Annotated in this window: 22 protein-coding genes and 1 pseudogene; 16 read left to right on the top strand and 7 right to left on the bottom strand. The window is 44.3% G+C overall.

Features of this window, described 5'->3' with window-relative positions; all coding sequences use genetic code 11:
• The first annotated feature begins 19 nt into the window (after window positions 1-19).
• The 3 genes from rlmD to AC3E9V_RS05345 all read left to right on the top strand — a co-directional run bounded on the left by rlmD (window position 20) and on the right by AC3E9V_RS05345 (window position 2,006).
• A complete protein-coding gene (gene rlmD, locus AC3E9V_RS05355; protein ID WP_488752156.1) occupies window positions 20-1,411 on the top strand; it encodes a 23S rRNA (uracil(1939)-C(5))-methyltransferase RlmD in 1,392 nt (463 codons plus the stop codon).
• A gap of 54 nt (window positions 1,412-1,465) precedes the next feature.
• The gene (locus tag AC3E9V_RS05350) at window positions 1,466-1,609 is read left to right on the top strand and encodes a type II toxin-antitoxin system RelE/ParE family toxin (RefSeq protein WP_488753653.1); all 144 of its coding nucleotides are present in this window, start codon (window positions 1,466-1,468) and stop codon (window positions 1,607-1,609) included.
• 85 nt (window positions 1,610-1,694) lie between these two features.
• The gene (locus AC3E9V_RS05345; protein WP_488752155.1) at window positions 1,695-2,006 is read left to right on the top strand and encodes a HigA family addiction module antitoxin; all 312 of its coding nucleotides are present in this window, start codon (window positions 1,695-1,697) and stop codon (window positions 2,004-2,006) included.
• A gap of 161 nt (window positions 2,007-2,167) precedes the next feature.
• On the opposite strand, the gene AC3E9V_RS05340 is transcribed toward AC3E9V_RS05345, so the two are convergent.
• Both AC3E9V_RS05340 and AC3E9V_RS05335 read right to left on the bottom strand, forming a co-directional pair.
• Window positions 2,168-2,512 carry a type II toxin-antitoxin system RelE/ParE family toxin gene (locus tag AC3E9V_RS05340; protein ID WP_488752154.1) on the bottom strand — a complete coding sequence of 115 codons (345 nt, stop codon included), beginning with the start codon at window positions 2,510-2,512 and terminating at the stop codon, window positions 2,168-2,170.
• Window positions 2,513-2,515: 3 nt separating this feature from the next.
• Complete coding sequence (locus AC3E9V_RS05335; RefSeq protein ID WP_488752153.1) at window positions 2,516-2,782, bottom strand: hypothetical protein; 267 nt, start codon at window positions 2,780-2,782, stop codon at window positions 2,516-2,518.
• A gap of 249 nt (window positions 2,783-3,031) precedes the next feature.
• Here AC3E9V_RS05335 and AC3E9V_RS05330 point away from each other — a divergent pair.
• The 4 genes and pseudogenes from AC3E9V_RS05330 to AC3E9V_RS05315 form a co-directional block, all read left to right on the top strand.
• Window positions 3,032-3,316 (top strand): annotated as a pseudogene (locus tag AC3E9V_RS05330) (Fic family protein); the annotation flags it as partial.
• 168 nt (window positions 3,317-3,484) lie between these two features.
• The gene (locus AC3E9V_RS05325) at window positions 3,485-3,847 is read left to right on the top strand and encodes a hypothetical protein (protein WP_488752152.1); all 363 of its coding nucleotides are present in this window, start codon (window positions 3,485-3,487) and stop codon (window positions 3,845-3,847) included.
• Window positions 3,848-3,937: 90 nt separating this feature from the next.
• Complete coding sequence (locus tag AC3E9V_RS05320) at window positions 3,938-4,768, top strand: mechanosensitive ion channel family protein (RefSeq protein ID WP_488752151.1); 831 nt, start codon at window positions 3,938-3,940, stop codon at window positions 4,766-4,768.
• Window positions 4,769-4,822: 54 nt separating this feature from the next.
• Window positions 4,823-5,548, top strand: a complete 726-nt coding sequence (locus AC3E9V_RS05315; protein ID WP_488752150.1) for a hypothetical protein — start codon at window positions 4,823-4,825, stop codon at window positions 5,546-5,548.
• 84 nt (window positions 5,549-5,632) lie between these two features.
• Here the strand turns inward: AC3E9V_RS05315 and AC3E9V_RS05310 are convergent, their stop codons facing one another.
• Window positions 5,633-6,907, bottom strand: coding sequence for a metal-dependent hydrolase family protein (locus AC3E9V_RS05310; RefSeq protein ID WP_488752149.1), 1,275 nt, complete (start codon window positions 6,905-6,907; stop codon window positions 5,633-5,635).
• A 222-nt stretch (window positions 6,908-7,129) separates the two neighbouring features.
• Here AC3E9V_RS05310 and AC3E9V_RS05305 point away from each other — a divergent pair, with 222 nt between their 5' ends.
• Genes AC3E9V_RS05305 through AC3E9V_RS05290 form a run of 4 tightly spaced genes read left to right on the top strand, consistent with a single transcriptional unit; the run spans window position 7,130 to window position 10,620 of the window.
• Window positions 7,130-8,335 (top strand): Nramp family divalent metal transporter, encoded by a 1,206-nt coding sequence (locus tag AC3E9V_RS05305; protein WP_488752148.1) that lies wholly within the window; start codon window positions 7,130-7,132, stop codon window positions 8,333-8,335.
• A 5-nt stretch (window positions 8,336-8,340) separates the two neighbouring features.
• Complete coding sequence (gene pxpA, locus AC3E9V_RS05300; protein ID WP_488752147.1) at window positions 8,341-9,051, top strand: 5-oxoprolinase subunit PxpA; 711 nt, start codon at window positions 8,341-8,343, stop codon at window positions 9,049-9,051.
• Window positions 9,048-9,779, top strand: a complete 732-nt coding sequence (gene pxpB / locus AC3E9V_RS05295; protein WP_488752146.1) for a 5-oxoprolinase subunit PxpB — start codon at window positions 9,048-9,050, stop codon at window positions 9,777-9,779. Before pxpA ends, pxpB begins: the two co-directional genes overlap by 4 nt.
• A complete protein-coding gene (locus AC3E9V_RS05290) occupies window positions 9,772-10,620 on the top strand; it encodes a 5-oxoprolinase subunit C family protein (protein WP_488752145.1) in 849 nt (282 codons plus the stop codon). Before pxpB ends, AC3E9V_RS05290 begins: the two co-directional genes overlap by 8 nt.
• A 96-nt stretch (window positions 10,621-10,716) precedes the next feature.
• Here the strand turns inward: AC3E9V_RS05290 and AC3E9V_RS05285 are convergent, their stop codons facing one another.
• Window positions 10,717-11,094 carry a response regulator gene (locus tag AC3E9V_RS05285; protein ID WP_488752144.1) on the bottom strand — a complete coding sequence of 126 codons (378 nt, stop codon included), beginning with the start codon at window positions 11,092-11,094 and terminating at the stop codon, window positions 10,717-10,719.
• Window positions 11,095-11,328: 234 nt separating this feature from the next.
• On the opposite strand from AC3E9V_RS05285, the gene AC3E9V_RS05280 reads away from it, so the two are divergent.
• The 4 genes from AC3E9V_RS05280 (at window position 11,329) to AC3E9V_RS05265 (ending at window position 13,909) form a co-directional block, all read left to right on the top strand.
• Entirely contained in the window at window positions 11,329-12,108 is a 780-nt protein-coding gene (locus tag AC3E9V_RS05280; RefSeq protein WP_488752143.1) for a hypothetical protein, read from the top strand.
• Between the two features lie 121 nt (window positions 12,109-12,229).
• Window positions 12,230-12,667, top strand: coding sequence for a class I SAM-dependent methyltransferase (locus tag AC3E9V_RS05275; RefSeq protein WP_488752142.1), 438 nt, complete (start codon window positions 12,230-12,232; stop codon window positions 12,665-12,667).
• Window positions 12,668-12,726: 59 nt separating this feature from the next.
• Window positions 12,727-13,032 (top strand): hypothetical protein, encoded by a 306-nt coding sequence (locus tag AC3E9V_RS05270; RefSeq protein WP_488752141.1) that lies wholly within the window; start codon window positions 12,727-12,729, stop codon window positions 13,030-13,032.
• A 112-nt stretch (window positions 13,033-13,144) separates the two neighbouring features.
• A complete protein-coding gene (locus tag AC3E9V_RS05265; protein ID WP_488752140.1) occupies window positions 13,145-13,909 on the top strand; it encodes a hypothetical protein in 765 nt (254 codons plus the stop codon).
• Here AC3E9V_RS05265 and AC3E9V_RS05260 read toward each other — a convergent pair.
• Together AC3E9V_RS05260 and AC3E9V_RS05255 are read right to left on the bottom strand one after the other, a co-directional pair.
• Entirely contained in the window at window positions 13,895-15,229 is a 1,335-nt protein-coding gene (locus AC3E9V_RS05260; RefSeq protein WP_488752139.1) for an AGE family epimerase/isomerase, read from the bottom strand. The genes AC3E9V_RS05265 and AC3E9V_RS05260 overlap by 15 nt on opposite strands.
• Before the next feature lie 373 nt (window positions 15,230-15,602).
• Window positions 15,603-16,490, bottom strand: coding sequence for a hypothetical protein (locus AC3E9V_RS05255; RefSeq protein ID WP_488752138.1), 888 nt, complete (start codon window positions 16,488-16,490; stop codon window positions 15,603-15,605).
• Window positions 16,491-16,625: 135 nt separating this feature from the next.
• On the opposite strand from AC3E9V_RS05255, the gene AC3E9V_RS05250 reads away from it, so the two are divergent.
• Complete coding sequence (locus tag AC3E9V_RS05250) at window positions 16,626-16,802, top strand: hypothetical protein (RefSeq protein WP_488752137.1); 177 nt, start codon at window positions 16,626-16,628, stop codon at window positions 16,800-16,802.
• An 8-nt stretch (window positions 16,803-16,810) separates the two neighbouring features.
• On the opposite strand, the gene AC3E9V_RS05245 is transcribed toward AC3E9V_RS05250, so the two are convergent.
• A complete protein-coding gene (locus AC3E9V_RS05245; RefSeq protein WP_488752136.1) occupies window positions 16,811-19,810 on the bottom strand; it encodes a ligand-binding sensor domain-containing protein in 3,000 nt (999 codons plus the stop codon).
• Window positions 19,811-19,957: the final 147 nt, after the last annotated feature.

Here is a 19,957-nt window from a genome sequence, read left to right as displayed (position 1 = left end):
AGAAAAGGATTTCACATTGATGAAACATAGTAAAGTTATCGAAAACCTTGAGATAACCGGCATTTCCGCAGACGGAAAGAGTGTCGGGCGACATGACAATCGGGTTTATTTTATTAAAAACGGTGCTCCGGGAGATGTAGTGGATATTCGGATCATAGGGAAGCACAAAAAATTCTTCGAAGGTGAGATCGTCAACTTCCACCAAAAATCAACGGATCGGACTGAGCCATTTTGTGAACATTTTGGAGTTTGTGGGGGATGCAAATGGCAACACATCGAATATGAAGCTCAGCTGAAACACAAGCACGAACATGTAAGTCAAAACCTGAAAAAGATCGGAAAGACAGACCTTCCGGAACTTAAACCGATCCTGGGCTCGAAGGAAACACGCTACTACCGCAACAAGCTCGAATTCACCTTCTCCAACATGCGCTGGCTCACCCGCGATGAGATAGACAGTGGAGAGGATCTCTCCCGAAATGCACTCGGCTTTCACATCCCCAAGCGCTTTGATAAAATCCTGGATATCAACCACTGCTGGCTGCAAGCTGATCCTTCCAATGCCATCCGGCTGGAAACCAAAAAGTATGCAGAAAAGCATGATCTGACATTTTTTGACCTGAAAGACCAGCATGGGTTGCTCAGAAACCTTATCATCCGTTCGGCTTCTACCGGGGAGCTTATGGTTATTGTCCAGTTTTTTGAGGAGTCTGACCAGATCAAAGGGCTGCTGGAGCACCTGAAAGACACCTTCCCGGAGATCACCTCACTCATGTACATCATCAACGATAAGAAAAATGAGACCTTCTATGACCTGCCGGTAAACCTGTATCATGGCCGGGACCACATCTACGAGGAGATGGAAGGCCTGAAATTTCGTATCGGTCCGAAATCATTTTACCAGACCAATTCAGAACAGGCCTATGAGCTGTACAAAGTAGCTCGAGATTTCGCCGGACTGAAGGGAGAAGAAACCGTATACGATCTTTACACGGGTACGGGTACCATCGCTAACTTCATTGCCAGGTCAGCCAAACATGTTATCGGCGTGGAGTCCGTAGAAGCAGCCATAGAAGATGCCAGGATCAATTCGGAAATCAATGGGATTACGAACACCACGTTTTTGGCGGGTGACATGAAAGACATGCTGGATGCTGCTTTTGTAAAAAAGCACGGAAAGCCTGAGGTGATCATTACTGATCCGCCACGAGCTGGAATGCACAAAAAAGTGGTGGAGATGCTGATAAACATTAAACCGGAAAAGCTGGTTTACGTAAGCTGCAATCCGGCAACCCAGGCCCGGGACCTGGAGCTGTTGTCTTCAGCGTTTGAGGTTAAAGCCATCCAGCCGGTAGATATGTTTCCTCAGACGCACCATGTGGAAAATGTGATTTTGTTGGAATTGAGATAGAGTTAAAACAATTCTTAATCTGGAAAAATTCTACGTTGAAATAGCTGAAGACGGATATCTAATAATTTAAAAATACGCTTGCCGTATTGCATATTAGAAGCGGCAGAAAGCATTCGTGATCTGGCACAATTGCCAAGCAACAGATTTGAAGCCCTGTCGGGTGACAAGAAGGGTCAATATAGCATAAGGATCAATTAGCAATGGCGAATTTGCTTTGCATGGCCAAATGACTCTGATGGCCCGGAAAATGTAGAAATTACAGATTATCACTAAGGAGGTTATTATGATGAGAACACCAATACACCCCGGGGAAATCCTGGAAGACGAACTGGAAGAGCTTGGGATATCAGCAGCCGAACTGGCACGCATACTTGAGGTTCCGGCAAACAGAATTACACAGATCATAAAGGGTAAGCGTGCGGTCACTGCTGACACGGCTTTACGTTTGGGACAGTATTTTGCCATGAGCGCTGATTTTTGGATGAACCTCCAGAAAATGTATGAACTGGATTTGGCCAGACAGAAAGCCGGTGATGACATAGCTCATATTCCTCAAAGACCTCTTGCTGGTGAGATAACGCTGACTACACGATAATTCAAAAACTTTACTTCCCGGGAGCTAAGAAAGGAATCAAGAGCCATCCGGCAGGAAGTCGTAGAGACCGGGCTGGCGCTCCAGTGGATTGTCTGGATGATGGAAAGAGACGGAAAGAAAAATGGGAACAATTTCCCCGCCATATCAACACCGGTACCAAGTTAAATCTTATCTTCAAGGCCCTGAATCTCTCGAGATAAAGTTACAGCCATGTTTCGAACAATGCCTTCTATATTCTGACAACCATGCAGGACCGTGGCAATGATTATTCCGGCATCAGTAGTTTTATAAATGGCAAAATGCTCCCTTGCTGGCGCCATATAAAATGGGAAAGAGCGATCATATCTAAGCTTCCCTACATCGGGTTTCCTTGCTATTTCAGCAAATCTGAGATACAGACCATTCATATAGCTGTCCGTTTGGTCTACACCCCATTTTCTTAGCGAGTAATCTTCAATATCGAGAAGATCGAAGTTGGCTCGCCTGGTCAAAAAGAACTTTGACATATTTTACTTCCAACCCTCGGTTTCTTTCTTTTTGAATATCTCCTTGTCTTTCTTCCAATCACCACTTGACTGAAAGTAGCGGCCTTCATTAATATCCCCAAAACCTTCAATTATTTTGGCATAAACTTGTGAAGAATCGCTCTCCATGTCTCGTCTTATAAGTGATCTGATATATTCACTTGGTGTCTCAAACAAATTATCAGCACCAACCATACGGCTAACATGTTCAGCTAAAGGCTTTGATAATCTTGCGTTTATTCTATCTGACATTTACTCTATCCTCTTTTAATTATCTGTACTGTAAATATATCGATTGTCGCAATAAATGCCAATATTGTCGCCAATCGTTAAAGATTCCATAAATAAAAACTACGACATCCCTCTTGATGAAAAAAACCTCTGCCAATGGCACCGTATGTTAACCAATGGCAAACAGGACCTTATCGATATCGGGCAGTTCCGAACTCATGAAGACCCCATGCAGGTTGTTTCAGGGCCAATTGGAAGGCCAGTTGTTCATTTCGAAGCCCTCCTTCCAGACAAGTTCCTGATGAAATGGAGCAATTCATCAACTGGTCTAATGAAACAGGAAAAGGCGATAAAAAGGAGCTTCCGGCATTGGTGCGTGCTGCTATTACTCACCTGTATTTTGAATGCATTCAGCCTTTTGAAGATGGAAATGGGCGGATTGGCCAGGCGATTTCAGAAAAGTCCATGTCCCAAAGTCTGGGGCGACCTATATTGCTGGCGCTTTCCCATACTATCGAAGAAGATAAGAAGTCGTATTATTTGAATATTAATTGATCCGTTTGCCTTATGAGAAGAAACTGAGAAATCATCATCTTTGTGCTTCCTTTGTTCACAAAAAGACAAGACACAATCTAAAAACAGCCCCATAGGAGTTGGAAAAAAAGCTTTTCAGCAAAAAAACACACCCTGTGGAAAATGTGATGCTTTTAACCGCTAAGTAATATGCAAAACGATCCGGAACTTAACCCAAAATACCTGGGAAAAATCTCAGCGGACTTTGTGAAAGTCGCAGATAATCTGAAAGAAGCTGCCTATCAGATCAGGAAAAGAGGATTTTCTGAGTTTCCGATCTTTCCGGTATCTAAAGAAGATATCCCGATCGGCCAGCTGCTATATGAAGCAGGCAAAATGGGAAATGACTGGAATTATTATGCTTCCTTTCTCGAGGAGTTCATACAACGAAAGCTGGTAGAAGAGGAACCTGCCTTTATAGAAGCCTACAAAGATCCGGACGAGTTTTGCTGCCTTTTTATTGTGGATAAGGAGTTTACAAACTTCCTTTTCATTCCCTATCCTGAGGATTGAACCCAAACAAAAGACGGACTATTTGCTTTATAAGCTAGTGGGTTAAACATCAACCTGTGTAAGCCTTTCTGATTCTAACAAAACAAAAGCATGGAAGAGCAAATAGACAATGCAAAAGACCTGTCTTCCCAGGCGATGGACCTTATCTGGAAATACGGACCGGATGTCGTTCTGGCCATTGTCACACTCGTTCTCGGACTATGGTTTATAGGTCTGATAACACGAGGGCTCAGAAAGGGAATGACGAAGAAAAACCTTGACCCGTCATTAACACCCTTTTTCCTGACCCTGATAGGCACTACACTAAAGATCCTGCTCGGAGTCTCCGTCATCAGCATGGTCGGCATCAAGGTCACCAGTTTTGTGGCCATCATTGGTGCAGCCGGTCTGGCAATCGGTCTGGCGATGCAGGGCACTTTGCAAAACCTTGCCGGAGGTGTTATTATCCTGCTGTTAAAGCCCTTTAAAGTAGGAGATGTAATCGATGCAAAGGGGCACCTGGGAACCGTAAAAGAGATCCATATTTTTTACACCATACTGAATACATTCGATAACCAGGTGGTATACATTCCCAACGGAAGCCTTGCAAACTCAGACATGATCAACCTGTCTCAGGAAGAAGACAGACGAAATGAATGGACGTTTGGTATAGCCTACGGAGATGACCTGGATCAAGCAAAAGGAATCCTGCGAAAGCTTGTTGATGAAGATGAAAGAATCCTCCGGGAACCTGAGCCCTTTATTGCCCTTCATTCCCTCGGAGACAGCTCAGTCAACATAGTAGTCAGGGCCTGGTCCAAAGTAGCAGACCTTTGGCCGCTGTATTTCGATATGAATGAAAAGGTTTATAAAGAATTTACCAAACAGGGGATCAATATTCCTTTTCCTCAGATGGATGTTCATTTGCACAACAAGAAATAGTTGCCCAACTTTAAAAGCCTGGCCATCCGGGCTATATTTTTAAACTTTTATATCATGAAATATTTTTTTACGCTCCTTCTTTTCATAAGTCTGCTTTACTGCCAGGCACAAGATTATGTGGTTACCATACAGACGGACACCATTTACGGGGAAGTGACTCTCCTGCTGCCAGATGATTATACAGAACCCGTTAAAGTAAGCACCGCAGACGGTACCAGGGAGTTTGATTCTCACCAAATCAGGGTTGCTCACATAGAAGGAGAGAATTATAAAACCATAAAACTCGGCGAAAGGTACCGTATTATGCGGGAGGTCATATCAGGTTATTTGGGTTTATACACCTATCGCCCGGAAAAGAATTATGAGTTTGGCAGCCAGTATTTGTATAAGACAACCAGCGAGGGTCTGGAAGTTTCAGCGCTCTTTTTCCGAAATAGTGTATCCAAATTTCTGGCAGAGTGTGAGAAGATTGTGAAAGCCATAGACAATAAAAAATACGGATTTAACGATGTGGAAACTCTGGTCAGAGACTACAATCGTATTTGTGTGGGTGATGTGTCCCCAAGAACAGAAGAAAAACCCGTAACACCACCCCCCGGGAAAAAACCTTCAGGTAATGAACTGAAAGAGCTTGAAGAAGTCAATACGCTGATTGCTGATATCCTGAAAAAGATCAGCAATGGGGAACCTGTACCGGGATATATGAAAAACGCCCTGAAAAGTTATGCCGAAAAGGATCTCAACGCAATGGTAGACGCCCTTTTGGAAAAGCTGAACTAAAGAAGATTAACCATCTGCATGTCGCATGTCGGACCCTGTCCCCCGGAAACAGCTAATTCCGGGTAGAAATACAGGAATTAAACCTTACTGCTTATAAACCTTCCCTTCCTTCATCACAAACCTGACTTTCCCCATATTGTCAATGTCAGCAATGGGATCCCCGTCTACCGCGATGATATCAGCATATAGACCCACCTTTATAGAACCAAATTCGTCCTGCTTACCGAGGATCTTTGCATTGACGCTGGTTGCTGTTTTTATGGCCTCCATGGAAGGCATACCACCTTCAACCATGTAGATAAACTCCTTGTAATTTTCGCCATGTGGGAAAACTGCAGCATCCGTACCAAACCCAATTGGCACACCCATTTTGTAGGCTTTTGAAAAGGTGTCGCTGATCTGCGGACCGATCACAGCGGCCTTTTTGGCTACCATATCGGGGTAGTAACCCTCGATCTTCGCCAGCTCTGCCACTGACATCCCGGCAGTAATGGTCGGGATGTAATAGGTACCATACTGCTTCATCAACTTCATGGTCTCTTCAGACATATAAGTCCCGTGCTCAATGGTCAGCACGCCGGCACGAATAGCCCTTTGCATGCCTTCATCTCCATGAGCATGAGCAGCGACATGAAATCCCAGGTCCTTTGCGGTTTTTACTATCATGGCGATCTCCTCCTCGCTGAAGTGTGGCCCTGTGCCATCCTTTGCGACACTGAGCACTCCGCCAGTTGCAGTGATCTTGATCAGATCCGCTCCATTTTTATAGCGCTGCCTCACAGCTTTTCGGGCATCCTCCAAACCATTAACCACCCCGGCTTTAGCCCCGGGATCACCCATCAGGTCTTCACGATACCCATTAGTAGGATCTGCGTGACCACCTGTTATGGCCAGGGATTTTCCCGATGTAAAAACTCTCGGCCCCACTACCAATCCCTTATTGATCGCATTCCGAAGAGCAATATTTACACCTGTACCACCCACATCACGAACCGTGGTAAATCCGGTCATCAGAGTCACTTCCGCATACCTGGCAGCCTCAAAAGCGATATCCGCTTCGTTCATTTGAAACTCTTTCAAATAACCATCTTTGCTGGTTTCACCCTCCAGATGTACGTGCATATCAATTAAGCCTGGCATTACAGTGGCATTTTTCAGGTCGATCACCTTGTCTCCACCTTTAGGATCTGTAAACCCATTTTCAATACCGGTGATCTTCTGATTTTCCACCACGATGGTTTTCTGAGTTTGTGTTTTATCACTGAATCCATCGATCAGGCGACCGGCATGGATGAGTGTACGCTGGGCAAAACCTGAAATAGCCACCAGGATTAAAAGTAAGGAAAGTAGATTTTTCATATCTTGAACGTTGGGTTATTTCAATTGTATTTGCAGACTTATTGAGAAGTATGCCCAATTTAATCAACAATAATAATTAGTCCTGTTTCGGTCCAACTAAAAATCGACCAGACGTCATCTAACCGATTGTATCTAACCGATCGTATCGAAATCCTTAGGCGAGGCTTTGGCCAGACCTGGGATCAGGGACAATAAAGTATTTTTGATCAAATTCAAATTAAATTGACCAAAAGAAAATTCAACTTCGGCGGACCAGCCACCCTCATAGCAGCGGCATTCATCGGGCCGGGTACGGTTACGGTTTGCACTTTGGCAGGTGCCGGTTATGGCCTGGAACTGCTCTGGGCTGTTATATTGTCTATCGCCCTGACCATCCTTTTCCAGGACATGGCCGCCCGACTGGGGATCGTTACCCAGCTGGACCTCACTTCCCTCCTCAAAAGAGAGCTGAAGCACCCTGCTGTTCGCTTCCTGGTGCTGGCTGTTGTACTCTCCGCAATTGTCATTGGCAATGGCGCCTATGAAGCGGGCAACATCTCCGGCGGAGCTTTAGGACTGGAGACCTTTTTGGACCTTCAGGTCAGCGGCATCAACCTTACTCCGGCCCTGATCGGCCTGATTGCTTTTACGCTGCTCTGGTCCGGTAATTACAAAGTGCTGGAAAAAAGCCTGGTAGCGCTTGTAGTCCTTATGAGTATTTCCTTCCTGATCACCGCTGTAATGATCAGGCCCAACCTGCCTGAATTAGTGAGAGGGCTCTTTATACCATCAATACCTGAAGGTGGAGTGCTGACCGTACTTGGAGTCATCGGCACTACCATTGTTCCTTACAACCTTTTTCTTCATACATCACTCTCCAAAACCAAATGGAAACAGGTTGAAGACTTAAGAGCTGCCAGAAAAGATACCATCGGATCCATAGCAGTAGGTGGGCTGGTATCCCTGGCGATCGTCATTTCTGCCTCCTCACTACAGGGCCTTTCCATTGCAAATGCGGTGGACCTGGGAAAAGGTCTTGAACCCGTATACGGATCTTTTGCTAAATACCTGATCTCCCTTGGGCTCTTTGCAGCAGGAATTACTTCGGCCATTACCGCTCCACTTGCCGCAGCATATGTTGCCGCAGGATGCTTCAACCTGGAAGCTGACCTGAAATCCTCGAGGTTCAAAATCACCTGGGTCCTGATCTTGCTGATCGGCATTATCTTCTCCTCCATAGGCTTTAAACCAATCGATGTGATCCGGTTTGCCCAGGTAGCAAACGGACTGATGTTACCCGTTATCGGCATCCTGCTATTGTGGCTTTGTAGCCGAACTCAAGTTTTAGGTAGCTACAAAAACAAACCCATTATCACAATCTTCAGCGGAATTTTCATTATTTTGATCATTATCCTGGGTGCAAAAAGCATCTGGTCGGTTATTTATTGACAGTTATGAAACGATTTGAGATCAATTCAGATTTAGGAGAGCAAACAGGAAACGATGAGCAGATCATGCCTCACCTGGATGCATGCAGCATTGCCTGTGGGGGGCACATTGGTGATGAAAACTCCATGCGTGAGGCCGTACGATCAGCTAAAAAGTATGAGGTGAGGGTCGGAGCTCATCCATCCTTCCCGGATCGGGAAAATTTTGGCCGACAGGTCATGGATATCCCGAAAAAAACACTTTTAGCATCCTTGCTGGATCAGATCAAATCCTTTGAGCGTATCTGTAAGGAAGAAGGGGTAACCATGGATCACATTAAGCCCCACGGAGCTCTGTACAACCTGGCGGCTGAAGATCCAAAAACGGCTCGGGTGATCGTGGATGTGGTAAAGCAGTTTCCCGAAGTAAAACTCTATGTACCCTGGCAATCCGAGGTGGCAAAACTTGCAGCCAAAGAAGACGTACCTGTCAAATGGGAGGCATTTGCCGACCGTAAGTACACGAATGATCGCACTTTAGTTTCTCGCTCCAATCCGGCAGCTGTCATCACAGAACCCAATCTCGCTGCAGAGCAGGTTTTTATCATCCTCACAGAATCCATGGTGATCAGCATCGATGAAAAAATTGTCAGGATAAAAGCCAGTACATTCTGTGTACATAGCGATAACCCCAAGGCTCCCGAGATTGCGAAACGCATCAAGCAGCTACGTGGGTGAAAACGGCACCTGAAGTAACATATCGCCACTTAGGTGAATCCACTTTGTTAGTCGAGTGGCCTGGAGAGATTCGTAAAGACATTCTCAGGGAGCTGATCATCGTCCAACAAAGTCTTGAAAAGAATCCCCTCCAAGGCGTGAAAGAATGGAACCAGGCCTACAATAGCCTGGCCATCCATTTTGATCCTGACGAAACTACTTTTGACACCCTGAAAAACCAACTCAGTAAACGCCCGGCCGGGATTGCTAACCAACTGAACAGTAGGCGATGGGCGTTACCTGTTTGCTATGAGCAGCAGTTTGGAAAAGACCTGGGAGCATTGGCTAAAGTCAAAAACCTGACTCCCGACCAGCTTATTGAATTGCATTCGGGAGCTACTTACACTGTTTATTTCCTGGGTTTTTTACCAGGTTTTATGTACCTCGGAGGATTGGATGGGAAGCTTTACTATCCGCGTAAAAAAAATCCCGACCGGGCTATAGCAGCAGGATCGGTAGCGATCGGAGGCACCCAGACAGGCATTTACCCAAATGAATCACCCGGCGGCTGGCACGTGATCGGCAACTGCCCCGTCCCTTTGTTTGATGTAAAAAAGGCACCGCCTTGCTTTGTGGGTCCGGGTGATGAGATTCGTTTTAAGTCCGTGGATCAAAAGCAGTTTTTGGAAATCCAAAAGGAGGTAAAAGCCGGCAATTACCACCCCAAATCAGAGCTGATCAATGGGTAAGCTGATCATAGAAAAACCAGGGTTATTTACCACCATTCAGGATGGAGGAAGGTATGGTTACCGAAAATACGGTGTACCCCCTTCCGGCTTTATGGATCAGCAAAGTGCGGGACTGGCAAACCTCCTTGTCAATAGCCCAACTGATGCACCTTTACTGGAAATTACCCTGACAGGCCCGGAGATCACCATGGAAGGCACAGGAACCTTTGCCCTGACCGGAGCAAACCTGAGCCCGAAACTGGACGGGATCCCTGTTCAGCTAAATTTACCCATCCCTTTTTCCGGAAGCCAAAAGCTATCGTTTGGGAAACCGGAATATGGCGTTCGCTGCTACCTGGCGATCTACAGCGAAATAAAACCCGATCTAATATTAGGCAGCGCCTCACAATATACTCCTGTGACCGGAACTGCTACACTTAAAAGCGGAGACATGATCCGCTTTGAGGATTCTGAGGCCACCGCACCCAGAGCTTCCATCAAGGAGGATATGAATCACTTCCGGAATGATAAGCTAAAGGTCTACCCCGGACCGGAATGGGATCTCTTAACCAAAAGTCAGCAAAACCTCCTCAGCTCCGAGGCACTTACGATTGGAGAAAACAACCGGATGGGCTACCAACTGCAAAGTGAAGGGAATCTGAAAAACAACATGAGCATCATCACTTCTCCGGTCATTCCTGGCACTGTCCAGCTGATCCCTTCCGGCAGGTTAATCGTACTGATGCGGGATGGCCAGGTGACGGGCGGCTATCCGCGTATTTTACAACTGAGTGAGGACAGCATCAATCGGCTGACGCAGAAGCAGACGGGAACTATGGTTAGGTTTAGGTTGGTGGTGTGAGGATTGATTCAACCCATAGGATGCCTTTGGCAAAATCTGACGGAGCATCGATCCTGTCGCAGAATCGATCCAAAATCCGACTGATATTGATTTTGATCAGAAGTTTACCAAATCCAACTGGTCAATTATTTTTTGAAAATCATCAAAGATGTCTTCCTTATGTAAATAGGCATCTACCTCCTTTTCAAGGCTTGTTTTAAGCAAGGAATTTTTACCCGTATCGGTGATGATCACTTTCTTTATTTTACGGAGATGCTTTTTACTGTTGAGGTAATTGATGAAGTCAGCGCCGTTCTTTCCGGGAACCTGAAGGTCAATAAATGCTATATGAATCTCTTCCGAATTCACAATAGTCACCGCCTCATCAAAGGTCTGGCTTGTGAAAATCCGGATATTACCGGCATGCTTCTTTAAGACCGTTTCTAAAAACCTGAGTATATAAATGCTATCATCAAACAGTAAAACATTGACCATAACGGCAAGTAAAAGAGGTTATTTCATCAACGAAATTTACAGATTTTTCTTTCATCACAGAGGAATCATATGTCCTAGAACAAAGGTCTGTGTGCCTCAGACCTTGGGAACAGGGAAATCAGACCACTTTTCACACTATTCAACGCCTGATTATTGTCATAGTTTTTGGGGAAATTCCTTGCTAACTTATTAGGGTAACAATATAGATTTTTAACCATTTTGAATGCTGAAATCATGGAATTACTAGAAGGAACTCCGCTGCAGGTAATTTTGACTCTGGGTAATATGTTCCTGGCCCTATCCGTTTTTTTATTTCTTATATATGTCGTCCAGGTTCAGAGCTTCCAGTCCAGAACGAAAAAGTACAAATTTGTTTCCCGGAAAGAAAGTAATGCATTGCGAGGTACAGCTGTTTTATTTGCATGCAGTATCAGTTTTTACGCATTTATTCTGTTTGGTCTGTCTATAGGTATCTCCTCCTCTTTTCAATACTTTCTTGCAGGATTACTTGCTCTGGCTGTTGGATTTGCTTTAGGGTATGTTCTGTGGACATACCTGTCATATTATCATCCCTTTATTCTCGAAAAGAGATTAACGGATATCCGGTTCAGTCCTATGAAATCTCCGATTACCGGCAAGTCCATGACATTGTTAAATGAAGACCAGGAAGACGTACACCTGTCTAAGGAAATGATTGAGGAGGAAGACTCACTTTCTGTAGATTATGATGTGTGGATAGATGAAGAGTCTGATTACAAAGTGATCGAACGTTACGATACCCGCTTTCACTCACTTATTTGTGAAAGTTGTAATTTCAGAACGCTTACAGAACGAAAAGAGGAAGTCGTCAAAAAACCCACACAACATAAAAAGGGTATCCTGCGCAAACATTATGAATGTACATATTGCGGGCATATTGAATCAAAGGATGTTGACATACCCAGCTGGGATAAAGAACATGAGTTCGACAGGTATGAAAAAGATGTCGTGGAATTGCCGACATTTAACAGGTAATAAAGACCATGCTACCTTCTCACAGGCTGAGGTGTCAAAAGCGGACTACAGCTTCTATCTGGTTGCATCTGTGCTAGATAATCTTTATTATTAAATTGCTTTTTAGACACTAAGCCCCTACGTGACAAAAGAAATATCACCCAGACTTAAAGCCATTGTTGACGCCCTGCCACTAAAACCTGGAATCAGGGTTTTAGAGATCGGCTGTGGTCCTGGTGTGGCCGCCCGGGAAATAGCAAAACGCATCGGAAACGGTCATATTCTTGCTATTGATCGTTCTGAAAAGGCTATTCAGCAGGCCATTAAAAATTCCGAAAAGGAAATTGAAGCAGGTAACCTGAGCTTTCGTCAGGCAGCCATCGAAAACTTCGAATTGCAGGATGATGAGCCACCTTATGACATAGCCTTTGCTGTACGGGTAGGAGCATTGGACGGGCGACACCCTAAGGTCGGCCAGATAGCACTACCGAAAATTGTAAAAGCATTGACCAGTAGAGGAAAGCTCTTCATTGATGGAGGAGAGCCATTAATGGAAATCAACCTTAGTCCTTTTCGGTAAAGCATCTCCGGACCGGCCAAACGCAACCTAACAGTCCTTTTTTCAGTTAATACATTATTATGTTTGGCGGAGGCTTCATAAAAGACATGATCAGCTCTTCCAAAGGTAACCGCAGCCTTTTGAAAGGAAATGAGGGTGCGGCCTACAAAAACTTTGATGCTTCATCATACAAAGTCAAATACCCCTACAAGAAAGCAAGCTTCAGACAAGCCTCCCCGGAGCTAATCGCAGGCATCAAAGACTACATGGACACGGATAATAAAAAAGCCAACCGCTCAAGGGTCAAAGCTTTTTTAATCTCAATTGGCATATCCCTGGTAATCCTTCTGGGCCTGTCCAAGCTTTTTTTACACGTATTTTTCTAATTCACTTCTCCTTATCAAGGCCTCAGCCTCTTAAATCCCGGCTTCAATACCCTTTTGGGATCAGAAAGTAAACGCCCCGCGTAGAATTCCACAAACACTAACCAAACAATCAATGGAATTCTTACAAGAGCTTTATCAGCGTAGCGCACCACTCTGTATTTTTGGCTGGATCTGTCTGGCAGGAACAGTATTCAGTGGCATCATGACCAGCCAGTCGGATACCAAGGTACTGGGGATCAACGCCTGGATCAAGCCTTTAAAATTTTACCTTTCTACGTTCATCTTCACGTGGTCTATGGCTTGGTTTGTGGGGTACCTGAGCCAAAATGGCATAGTCCGGACTTACACCTGGATAACGATAGCGGTGCTTACCTTTGAGCTCGGCTACATTTCACTGCAAGCTGCCCGCGGCCAGCGCTCCCACTTTAACCTATCCTCCTCATATCATGGCATGATGTTTTCACTCATGGGCATCGCCATTTCCCTTATGACTTTATATACAGCTTACATTGGCTACCTGTTCTTTGCCGACTCTTTTCCACAGCTTCCCGCTGCTTATGTATGGGGCATTCGGCTGGGCATCACCCTTTTTGTGCTCTTTGCCTTTGAGGGAGGACTGATGGGTACCCGCCTTGCACATACGGTAGGTGCCCCGGACGGTGGTCCCGGATTAAAATTCCTGAACTGGAGCATTACCCACGGAGACCTGCGCATTGCTCATTTCGTGGGTATGCATGCCTTGCAGGTATTGCCATTAGCAGGGTTTTACCTGTTCAGCTCCCCACGATGGGTCATCTTACTGGGAGCATTTTACTTTCTACTCGCACTGGGGGTAATGATCCAGGCGCTACGAGGTATCCCGTTAATCCGAGCCTGACGATGATCCGGTATCCAAAAGCTTCAGGCAATGATCCAAAGCCCGGTAATTATGATAGGTGGATTTCCAGATCTGGCCCTTAAGCGCATCCTTCGCCTCAGGACGGGTATCCAGGCCTTCAGGATACCAACCACCATTGCTAGTGTCACTTAAGTAGGTTTTAATGTACTTCCATTGTTTTTGAAATAGCTCATCATAACCTGCCTGTGGAAAATAGCTGTGAAAGATTAATAAAGTGTTCAGTGTTTCAGCCTGTGCCCACCAGGCTTTGGAGTCCTCGATGATCTCCACCTCCCCAGGCCGGAAGTAATAGCCCCGATCAAATAAACCACCATTCTTCGGATCCCACCCTCTTAGCGATCGGTCTACTACTTGCTGCATATCTTTTATCAGATTTTCATTAGCTACCCCCAAAACCTCAGCAGCTTCCAGAAGTAAAAAGGCTGTCTCTATATCATGCCCGAAAGAAACATGATCCACCCAGGCATGCTGCAGAATTACCTCTCTGGATTGATCCTTAAAGGTGACGGGTGTCCAGTCCTGTGTGAAATACAGACCCATATAGTGCTCATCATTGATGATGGTGTCCTTCACGAGGTGAAACATTTCAGATAATCTGCCATGGACTAAAGGATCCGGCCACACTTCATAGAGAGCAGTAAAAGCTTCCAGTAAATGGATGGAGCTATTGTGATCCTTGTAACCAAGAGTGGATGTAGACGAAATAGTATCCGTCCTGATAAATCTTGAACCATCTCTATACATATGTTCAAAATACCCATAATGAACCGTGTCATGACTATGTCGTTCCAGCCACCTAAAAGTTTCCCGGGCCAGTGCTAATGCCGATGAATCACGGCTTACCTTAAAATATGCCGAAAGGCCATATATAGCAAAAGCATTTCCATAGGCTGTTTTCAGATCGTCTCCGTCCAGCATCCTTCCTGCTTGATCTACATGATGATAAAATCCCCCATGCTCCTCATCCCACATCTTTTGGATGAAAGGAAAACCATGGCGGGCGTATGCCAGATAAGAAGGATCTTCCAACGCTTCTGTGGAGGTAGTCCATAAGTGCCGGGCCTGTGTCACGATCATCTTATTCTGATGATCAAGCGGATGAAACTGTGCATCAAAATTGCTCAGGTATCCTCCGGAGACAGTATCGATACAAGCCGGATACCATGTTTTCAGAATGTTTTCATAAAGCTCCTGATGAATTTCACTTCTCAAATCAGAAAGTGACCCTTGTACCTCTTTTTGAGGACCACAACGCAAAAAAATGAGGGCTGCTAAAAAAACAAAAGTGATCCGGTACATGACAGCTAAGGTAATACAAAGCAGGCGAAACTATAATGCCGATTTATTGACCCATTCAGCCAGGGAATCTACCAAATAATCCGGACGGATCGAACTCTTTTGATAGTAAGACTTACTTAAATTTAAGAAGCAAATCACATCGATTGTTTAACTAAAGAACCGTATGAGTATTTTTAAGAAAAACGAACCGCAACCTATAGAGGTCAAAGGAAATCCGTTGATATGTCCTGTTTGCAAGCATGACCTGTTTTGGACGAGACAAGCTCAACTAAACACATCTGTAGCATCTTTTTTTGGTTTAGACTGGGCCAATAAAAGCGCTACCTGCTTTGTATGTGCGGAATGCACACACATCTCCTGGTTTCTGGGTTAGCTAGTCGCAGTTTGGTGCATAATCTCCCTCGGTGGTTCGGAAGTATCTGTAACCATTAAGAAAGAGTTTTTCATCTCTGTATTCCAGCAGATAAGTATACTGCTCGCCATTGTGAAAGCTCAGCAACAGGGCTGGCTCTCCATTTGAATCTATGCGGATATCCCAGGTTCCATTTCCAGCACCCTGAGAGGTATTGTAGCCAGACACTCCTGCACCACTGGCCGACACATTGTTGCTACTTCCATAGTTAAAATATCCTCTTGCACACAAGTCTATCACCGTTTCAGAGCTATACCCTCCGGAAACACCCCCGGAAGTATAAGAAGAAGAGTAATAAGAATCCATGTAAGTAAGTTTCACGTTTGACAGCCAGGTCTTCCACTCTTCCAGCTCTCCACTCCGATCCACTTTTGTGAACTTCACTGAACGATAAATACTTTTCGCAACATTTATATGCGTATCAGAAAATTGATCAGATGTGGTGGTAGCCATGATTGTCAGCCCCAAACCGGAACGGTTTTCCATACCTATGGTATACGCTTTCACTTGCTGCCATTCCAGGGTTCCCTGAAATAATCCGCCTATAACTGAGGATGAAAGTGACTCCAGCTCTCCGTCCAGTAGCAAATTGGTTCCGTTTTCATCCTTTATACCTTTCCGGGCTTCACTGGTTAGCTGATCCAGGTTGTAATTATGGGTAGTGATAAGTACCACTCCGGCTATTGTATTCGAACCCAGGAGCAATACGCCATCTCCTTCCTGACCTACCCAACCTTCCGGAATATCAAAAGCAATCCCATACTTTTCGTAATTGACATGGCCGGTCATTTGTGATGAAGCATAGGAGGTAACCAGAAAAGCAAATAAAAAAGCTGTGAAACGTCTCATGGTCTTTTTTGAATGGCACACTAAATATACTCAAACCCGCATTTTGCAAAAACATGAATCATTTCTTTTAATGAGGAGTATCATTGAAATTGTTACTCACAGCAAATAAATTCACATCACTTAAAAAGAAATATCATGGCAAACAAATCGCAAAATCATTCCGGAAATGCCGTTTATGGTCTGGGGTTTATCGGGGCGGCAGTTTACTACATTTCAGCCGCTACAGGATTTTGGATGGGAGTAGTTGGCTTTTTAAAGGCGTTGGTGTGGCCTGCTTTTTTGGTTTATGAAGTGCTGAACCACCTGGGATAGTAAACGTGTCAGGCTAATGGAAGGGTGAACCGGAAGGTGGTTCCGGCACCTTCAGTGCTATTTACTTCAATGGTACCTTTATTAGATTCCACAAACTCTTTACAGATCTGCAACCCAATCGAATGTCCCACCTCGCCGGTGGTACCCGGCCGGGACGAAACCTCCTGGGTAAATAACTGATCTAATTCCTTCTTATCCATTCCGATACCTGTATCCTGCACAGAAACCTTGACATGATGCCCATCCCGGTTCACAGAAATGGTAATTACACCACCAGGTTCAGTAAATTTGATCGCATTGCTTATCAGGTTTCTTATAATTGTTTTTGCCATCTCACTATCTGCCACCACAGGCAAGGGCTGTTTTCTTTCAAAAACCAATTGCAGCTCCTTTTCCTTGAAAAAATCCAGGAAAATATCCAGTGACTCTTCTATCAACATATAGATATCCACCTTCATCGGGTTATAGTCAATAACACCTGATTGGCTTCTTATCCACTTTAAAAGATTGTCCAGAAGATTATAAACCGTAGTTGCTGAGGAATGTATGTGATAGACGCTCTGCATTCTTTCTTCTGAAGAGAGGTCTTTATACCGAGCTTTTAATAACTCCGAAAAACCAAGTATCCTTCCGAAAGGACCACGAAGATCATGACCAATAATGGACATTAATGTATCCTTTGCTTTGTTACTTTTCATGAGTTCTTCGTTTTTCATGGCCAGCTCTTTGGTCCTTTTCCGTACCTCATGTTTAAGTAGCTTTTGCTGATGTCTGAGCCTTTTGGTTCTTACATAGAAAAACGCATAAACTAAACTGCTTATCACTAAAAATATAAGTATCCTGAACCACCATGTTTGCCAATACGGTGGGGATACAATGATGGTGATTGAGGTTGGCCTTTCACTCCAGTAGCCATCATTATTGCTGCTTTTCACCATGAATGAATAGGTGCCTGGATCAAGGTTTGTATAAGTAACTGAGTTACGATCTGCAGCAAATATCCAATCCTCATCAAAACCCTCCAGTTTGTACATAAACTCATTTTTTTGAGGGTTAATCAGATTATCAGAAAAGTATTCAAGGGTAAGGACGTTTTGATTGTATTCGAGAGTTATCTGTTCAGCAACACTTATATGACTTTTCAGAACAGACTTTTCAGATGGTAATACTGAATTATTAAACAGACGAAAGTCAGAAAATACAACCGTCGGAGGGTGGGTGTTTAGTTTGATATCCTTGCCTTTGAAGTAATTCACACCTTGCTCACCGGCAAAAAAGAGGTAATTATCGCCTGGATTCCGAAAACTGGCATCAATGTTAAAACTACCCGCCTGCAACCCATCTTCTTTTGTGAAATTATGATAGGTGTCTCGTCCCGGGATATACCTAATCAGCTCTTTACCCGAGGCACACCAGATGAATCCCAGCTCATCTTCCTCTATACTGAGGATCCTATTTTCGCCTCCCAGATCAACCCTCGAAAAATTATTTGAAGCAGTATTATACCTGCAAAGCCCTTTACCTGTACCAACCCAAATTGTTCCATCCCGGGATTCCAGAATACTAAAAACATGATCCTCAGTTATGGTATTGGTATCAGCTGCTGAATAAAGGTAGGTTTCAAAAGGCAACTTACCCCCACGCAGTAAACTTAGACCATGAGCCGTACCAACCCATACATTTTGATCGTCATCCACCACAACTTTATAGAGCCAGTCATTTGACAGACCGCTATTACTTCCCATATACCGTGTAAATATTTCGCTGGCGGGTTCGAAGAGATTTAAACCGCATCCGTGAGTTGCTACCCATAACCTGCCAAGTGAATCTTCCGCAATAGATCTGACATCATTGCCTGATATGCTTAAAGAATCCTTCGGATCAAAGGAATAGGTGACGAAAGATTGATCAGCAGGCACATACCGCTGCAGCCCTCCCAGGTAAGACCCAACCCATGTTTGCTGTCTGGAATCTGTAAAGATCTCCAAAATAGAACCACCTCCTAAACTCGAAGGGTCATTGCTTTGATTACCCAAATACAACCTCTCCGTCTCCCAGTGAAATACATCAATACCGTTATGATAATTCCCAAACCACCAATTGCCTTTAGCATCAGTGGATACGGCTGTTATATGATTATCGGTAAGGCGCCAGTAGTTTTCATCTGAAGTATTGAGGTTCTTGAATCCCTTTAGGGCGTACCTTACATTGATCCCTCCCGGCATGTGACTAGTCCAGTAATTTCCTTGTCGATCTTGAAAAATATTCGTGAGATCAGGCTTGGACGTATTGTAATCATAGGCGTAGTAACCGTGGAAAAAATCCTTACCCTCATCATAAAGTTTTAACCCGGTCCAATCAATAGCCCATAATCGCCCATCCCTATCGACGTAAGTTTTGATCCCATACCTGTCATAATCACTATAAAATGGATATTTCCTGAAAGTCTCACTTACAGGGTCAAATGAATGTATGCCATTGCCATAAGTAGCCAGCCAGAGTTTACCATGGTACTCTGATATGCTTCTAATTTCATTTGCTCCGGGTTTTGAAGGATCATCCGAACCACTGGTATAAACTCGTGATTTCTTTGTCTTTAGATCGAAATATACCAGTCCTGTATTTTCGGAACCAACAACCCACAGCCCATCAATACCATCAAAAGCAAAATCATGGATTAATGCACCATTCAGGGTAAAAACCAAACGTAGCGTATCTTCAGTAAAAGTGTAAATAGATGAAGGTGTAACTAAAAAGATCTCCCCATCCTCTCTTTCCTTTGTTTTAAAAATATCAACCGTCTCCAGCCCGTATGTCTTCTCAGAATTAATTACCGGATGAAAGCAATCGCACCGGTATTCATACTTTGACAAACCTTTGTCTGTGCTAACCCATAAATATCCCTCAGAACCTAACCTCAGATCACGAATAGTATTACTTGGAATGGATGTGCTGTCTGCAGGGTCATGATAAAAAGTCTGAATATCTTGACCATTGTATCTGAACAAGCCATTTTCTGAAACTATCCAGATTCTTGCCAGTGTATCCTGGGCAACCTGACTTATATTATTATTAGGTAACGGATTATTTGAAAAGGGGTCGGAAAAAACCAGCTCAAGACGTTGAGCACAAGCCAATAAGTACATGAAACAGCA

It is taken from the genome of Marinoscillum sp. HNIBRBA16962, assembly GCF_057801515.1.
This window is presented reverse-complemented; position numbering and strand designations above follow the sequence as displayed.

Excerpts from the sequence above, each read along its gene's own strand:
- rlmD (WP_488752156.1), top strand. The coding sequence starts at position 20 with ATGAAACATAGTAAAGTTATCGAAAACCTTGAGATAACCGGCATTTCC.
- AC3E9V_RS05345 (WP_488752155.1), top strand. The coding sequence starts at position 1,695 with ATGATGAGAACACCAATACACCCCGGGGAAATCCTGGAAGACGAACTG.
- AC3E9V_RS05340 (WP_488752154.1), bottom strand. The coding sequence starts at position 2,512 with ATGTCAAAGTTCTTTTTGACCAGGCGAGCCAACTTCGATCTTCTCGAT.
- AC3E9V_RS05335 (WP_488752153.1), bottom strand. The coding sequence starts at position 2,782 with ATGTCAGATAGAATAAACGCAAGATTATCAAAGCCTTTAGCTGAACAT.
- AC3E9V_RS05325 (WP_488752152.1), top strand. The coding sequence starts at position 3,485 with ATGCAAAACGATCCGGAACTTAACCCAAAATACCTGGGAAAAATCTCA.
- AC3E9V_RS05320 (WP_488752151.1), top strand. The coding sequence starts at position 3,938 with ATGGAAGAGCAAATAGACAATGCAAAAGACCTGTCTTCCCAGGCGATG.
- AC3E9V_RS05315 (WP_488752150.1), top strand. The coding sequence starts at position 4,823 with ATGAAATATTTTTTTACGCTCCTTCTTTTCATAAGTCTGCTTTACTGC.
- AC3E9V_RS05310 (WP_488752149.1), bottom strand. The coding sequence starts at position 6,907 with ATGAAAAATCTACTTTCCTTACTTTTAATCCTGGTGGCTATTTCAGGT.
- pxpA (WP_488752147.1), top strand. The coding sequence starts at position 8,341 with ATGAAACGATTTGAGATCAATTCAGATTTAGGAGAGCAAACAGGAAAC.
- AC3E9V_RS05290 (WP_488752145.1), top strand. The coding sequence starts at position 9,772 with ATGGGTAAGCTGATCATAGAAAAACCAGGGTTATTTACCACCATTCAG.
- AC3E9V_RS05285 (WP_488752144.1), bottom strand. The coding sequence starts at position 11,094 with ATGGTCAATGTTTTACTGTTTGATGATAGCATTTATATACTCAGGTTT.
- AC3E9V_RS05280 (WP_488752143.1), top strand. The coding sequence starts at position 11,329 with ATGGAATTACTAGAAGGAACTCCGCTGCAGGTAATTTTGACTCTGGGT.
- AC3E9V_RS05270 (WP_488752141.1), top strand. The coding sequence starts at position 12,727 with ATGTTTGGCGGAGGCTTCATAAAAGACATGATCAGCTCTTCCAAAGGT.
- AC3E9V_RS05265 (WP_488752140.1), top strand. The coding sequence starts at position 13,145 with ATGGAATTCTTACAAGAGCTTTATCAGCGTAGCGCACCACTCTGTATT.
- AC3E9V_RS05260 (WP_488752139.1), bottom strand. The coding sequence starts at position 15,229 with ATGTACCGGATCACTTTTGTTTTTTTAGCAGCCCTCATTTTTTTGCGT.
- AC3E9V_RS05255 (WP_488752138.1), bottom strand. The coding sequence starts at position 16,490 with ATGAGACGTTTCACAGCTTTTTTATTTGCTTTTCTGGTTACCTCCTAT.
- AC3E9V_RS05250 (WP_488752137.1), top strand. The coding sequence starts at position 16,626 with ATGGCAAACAAATCGCAAAATCATTCCGGAAATGCCGTTTATGGTCTG.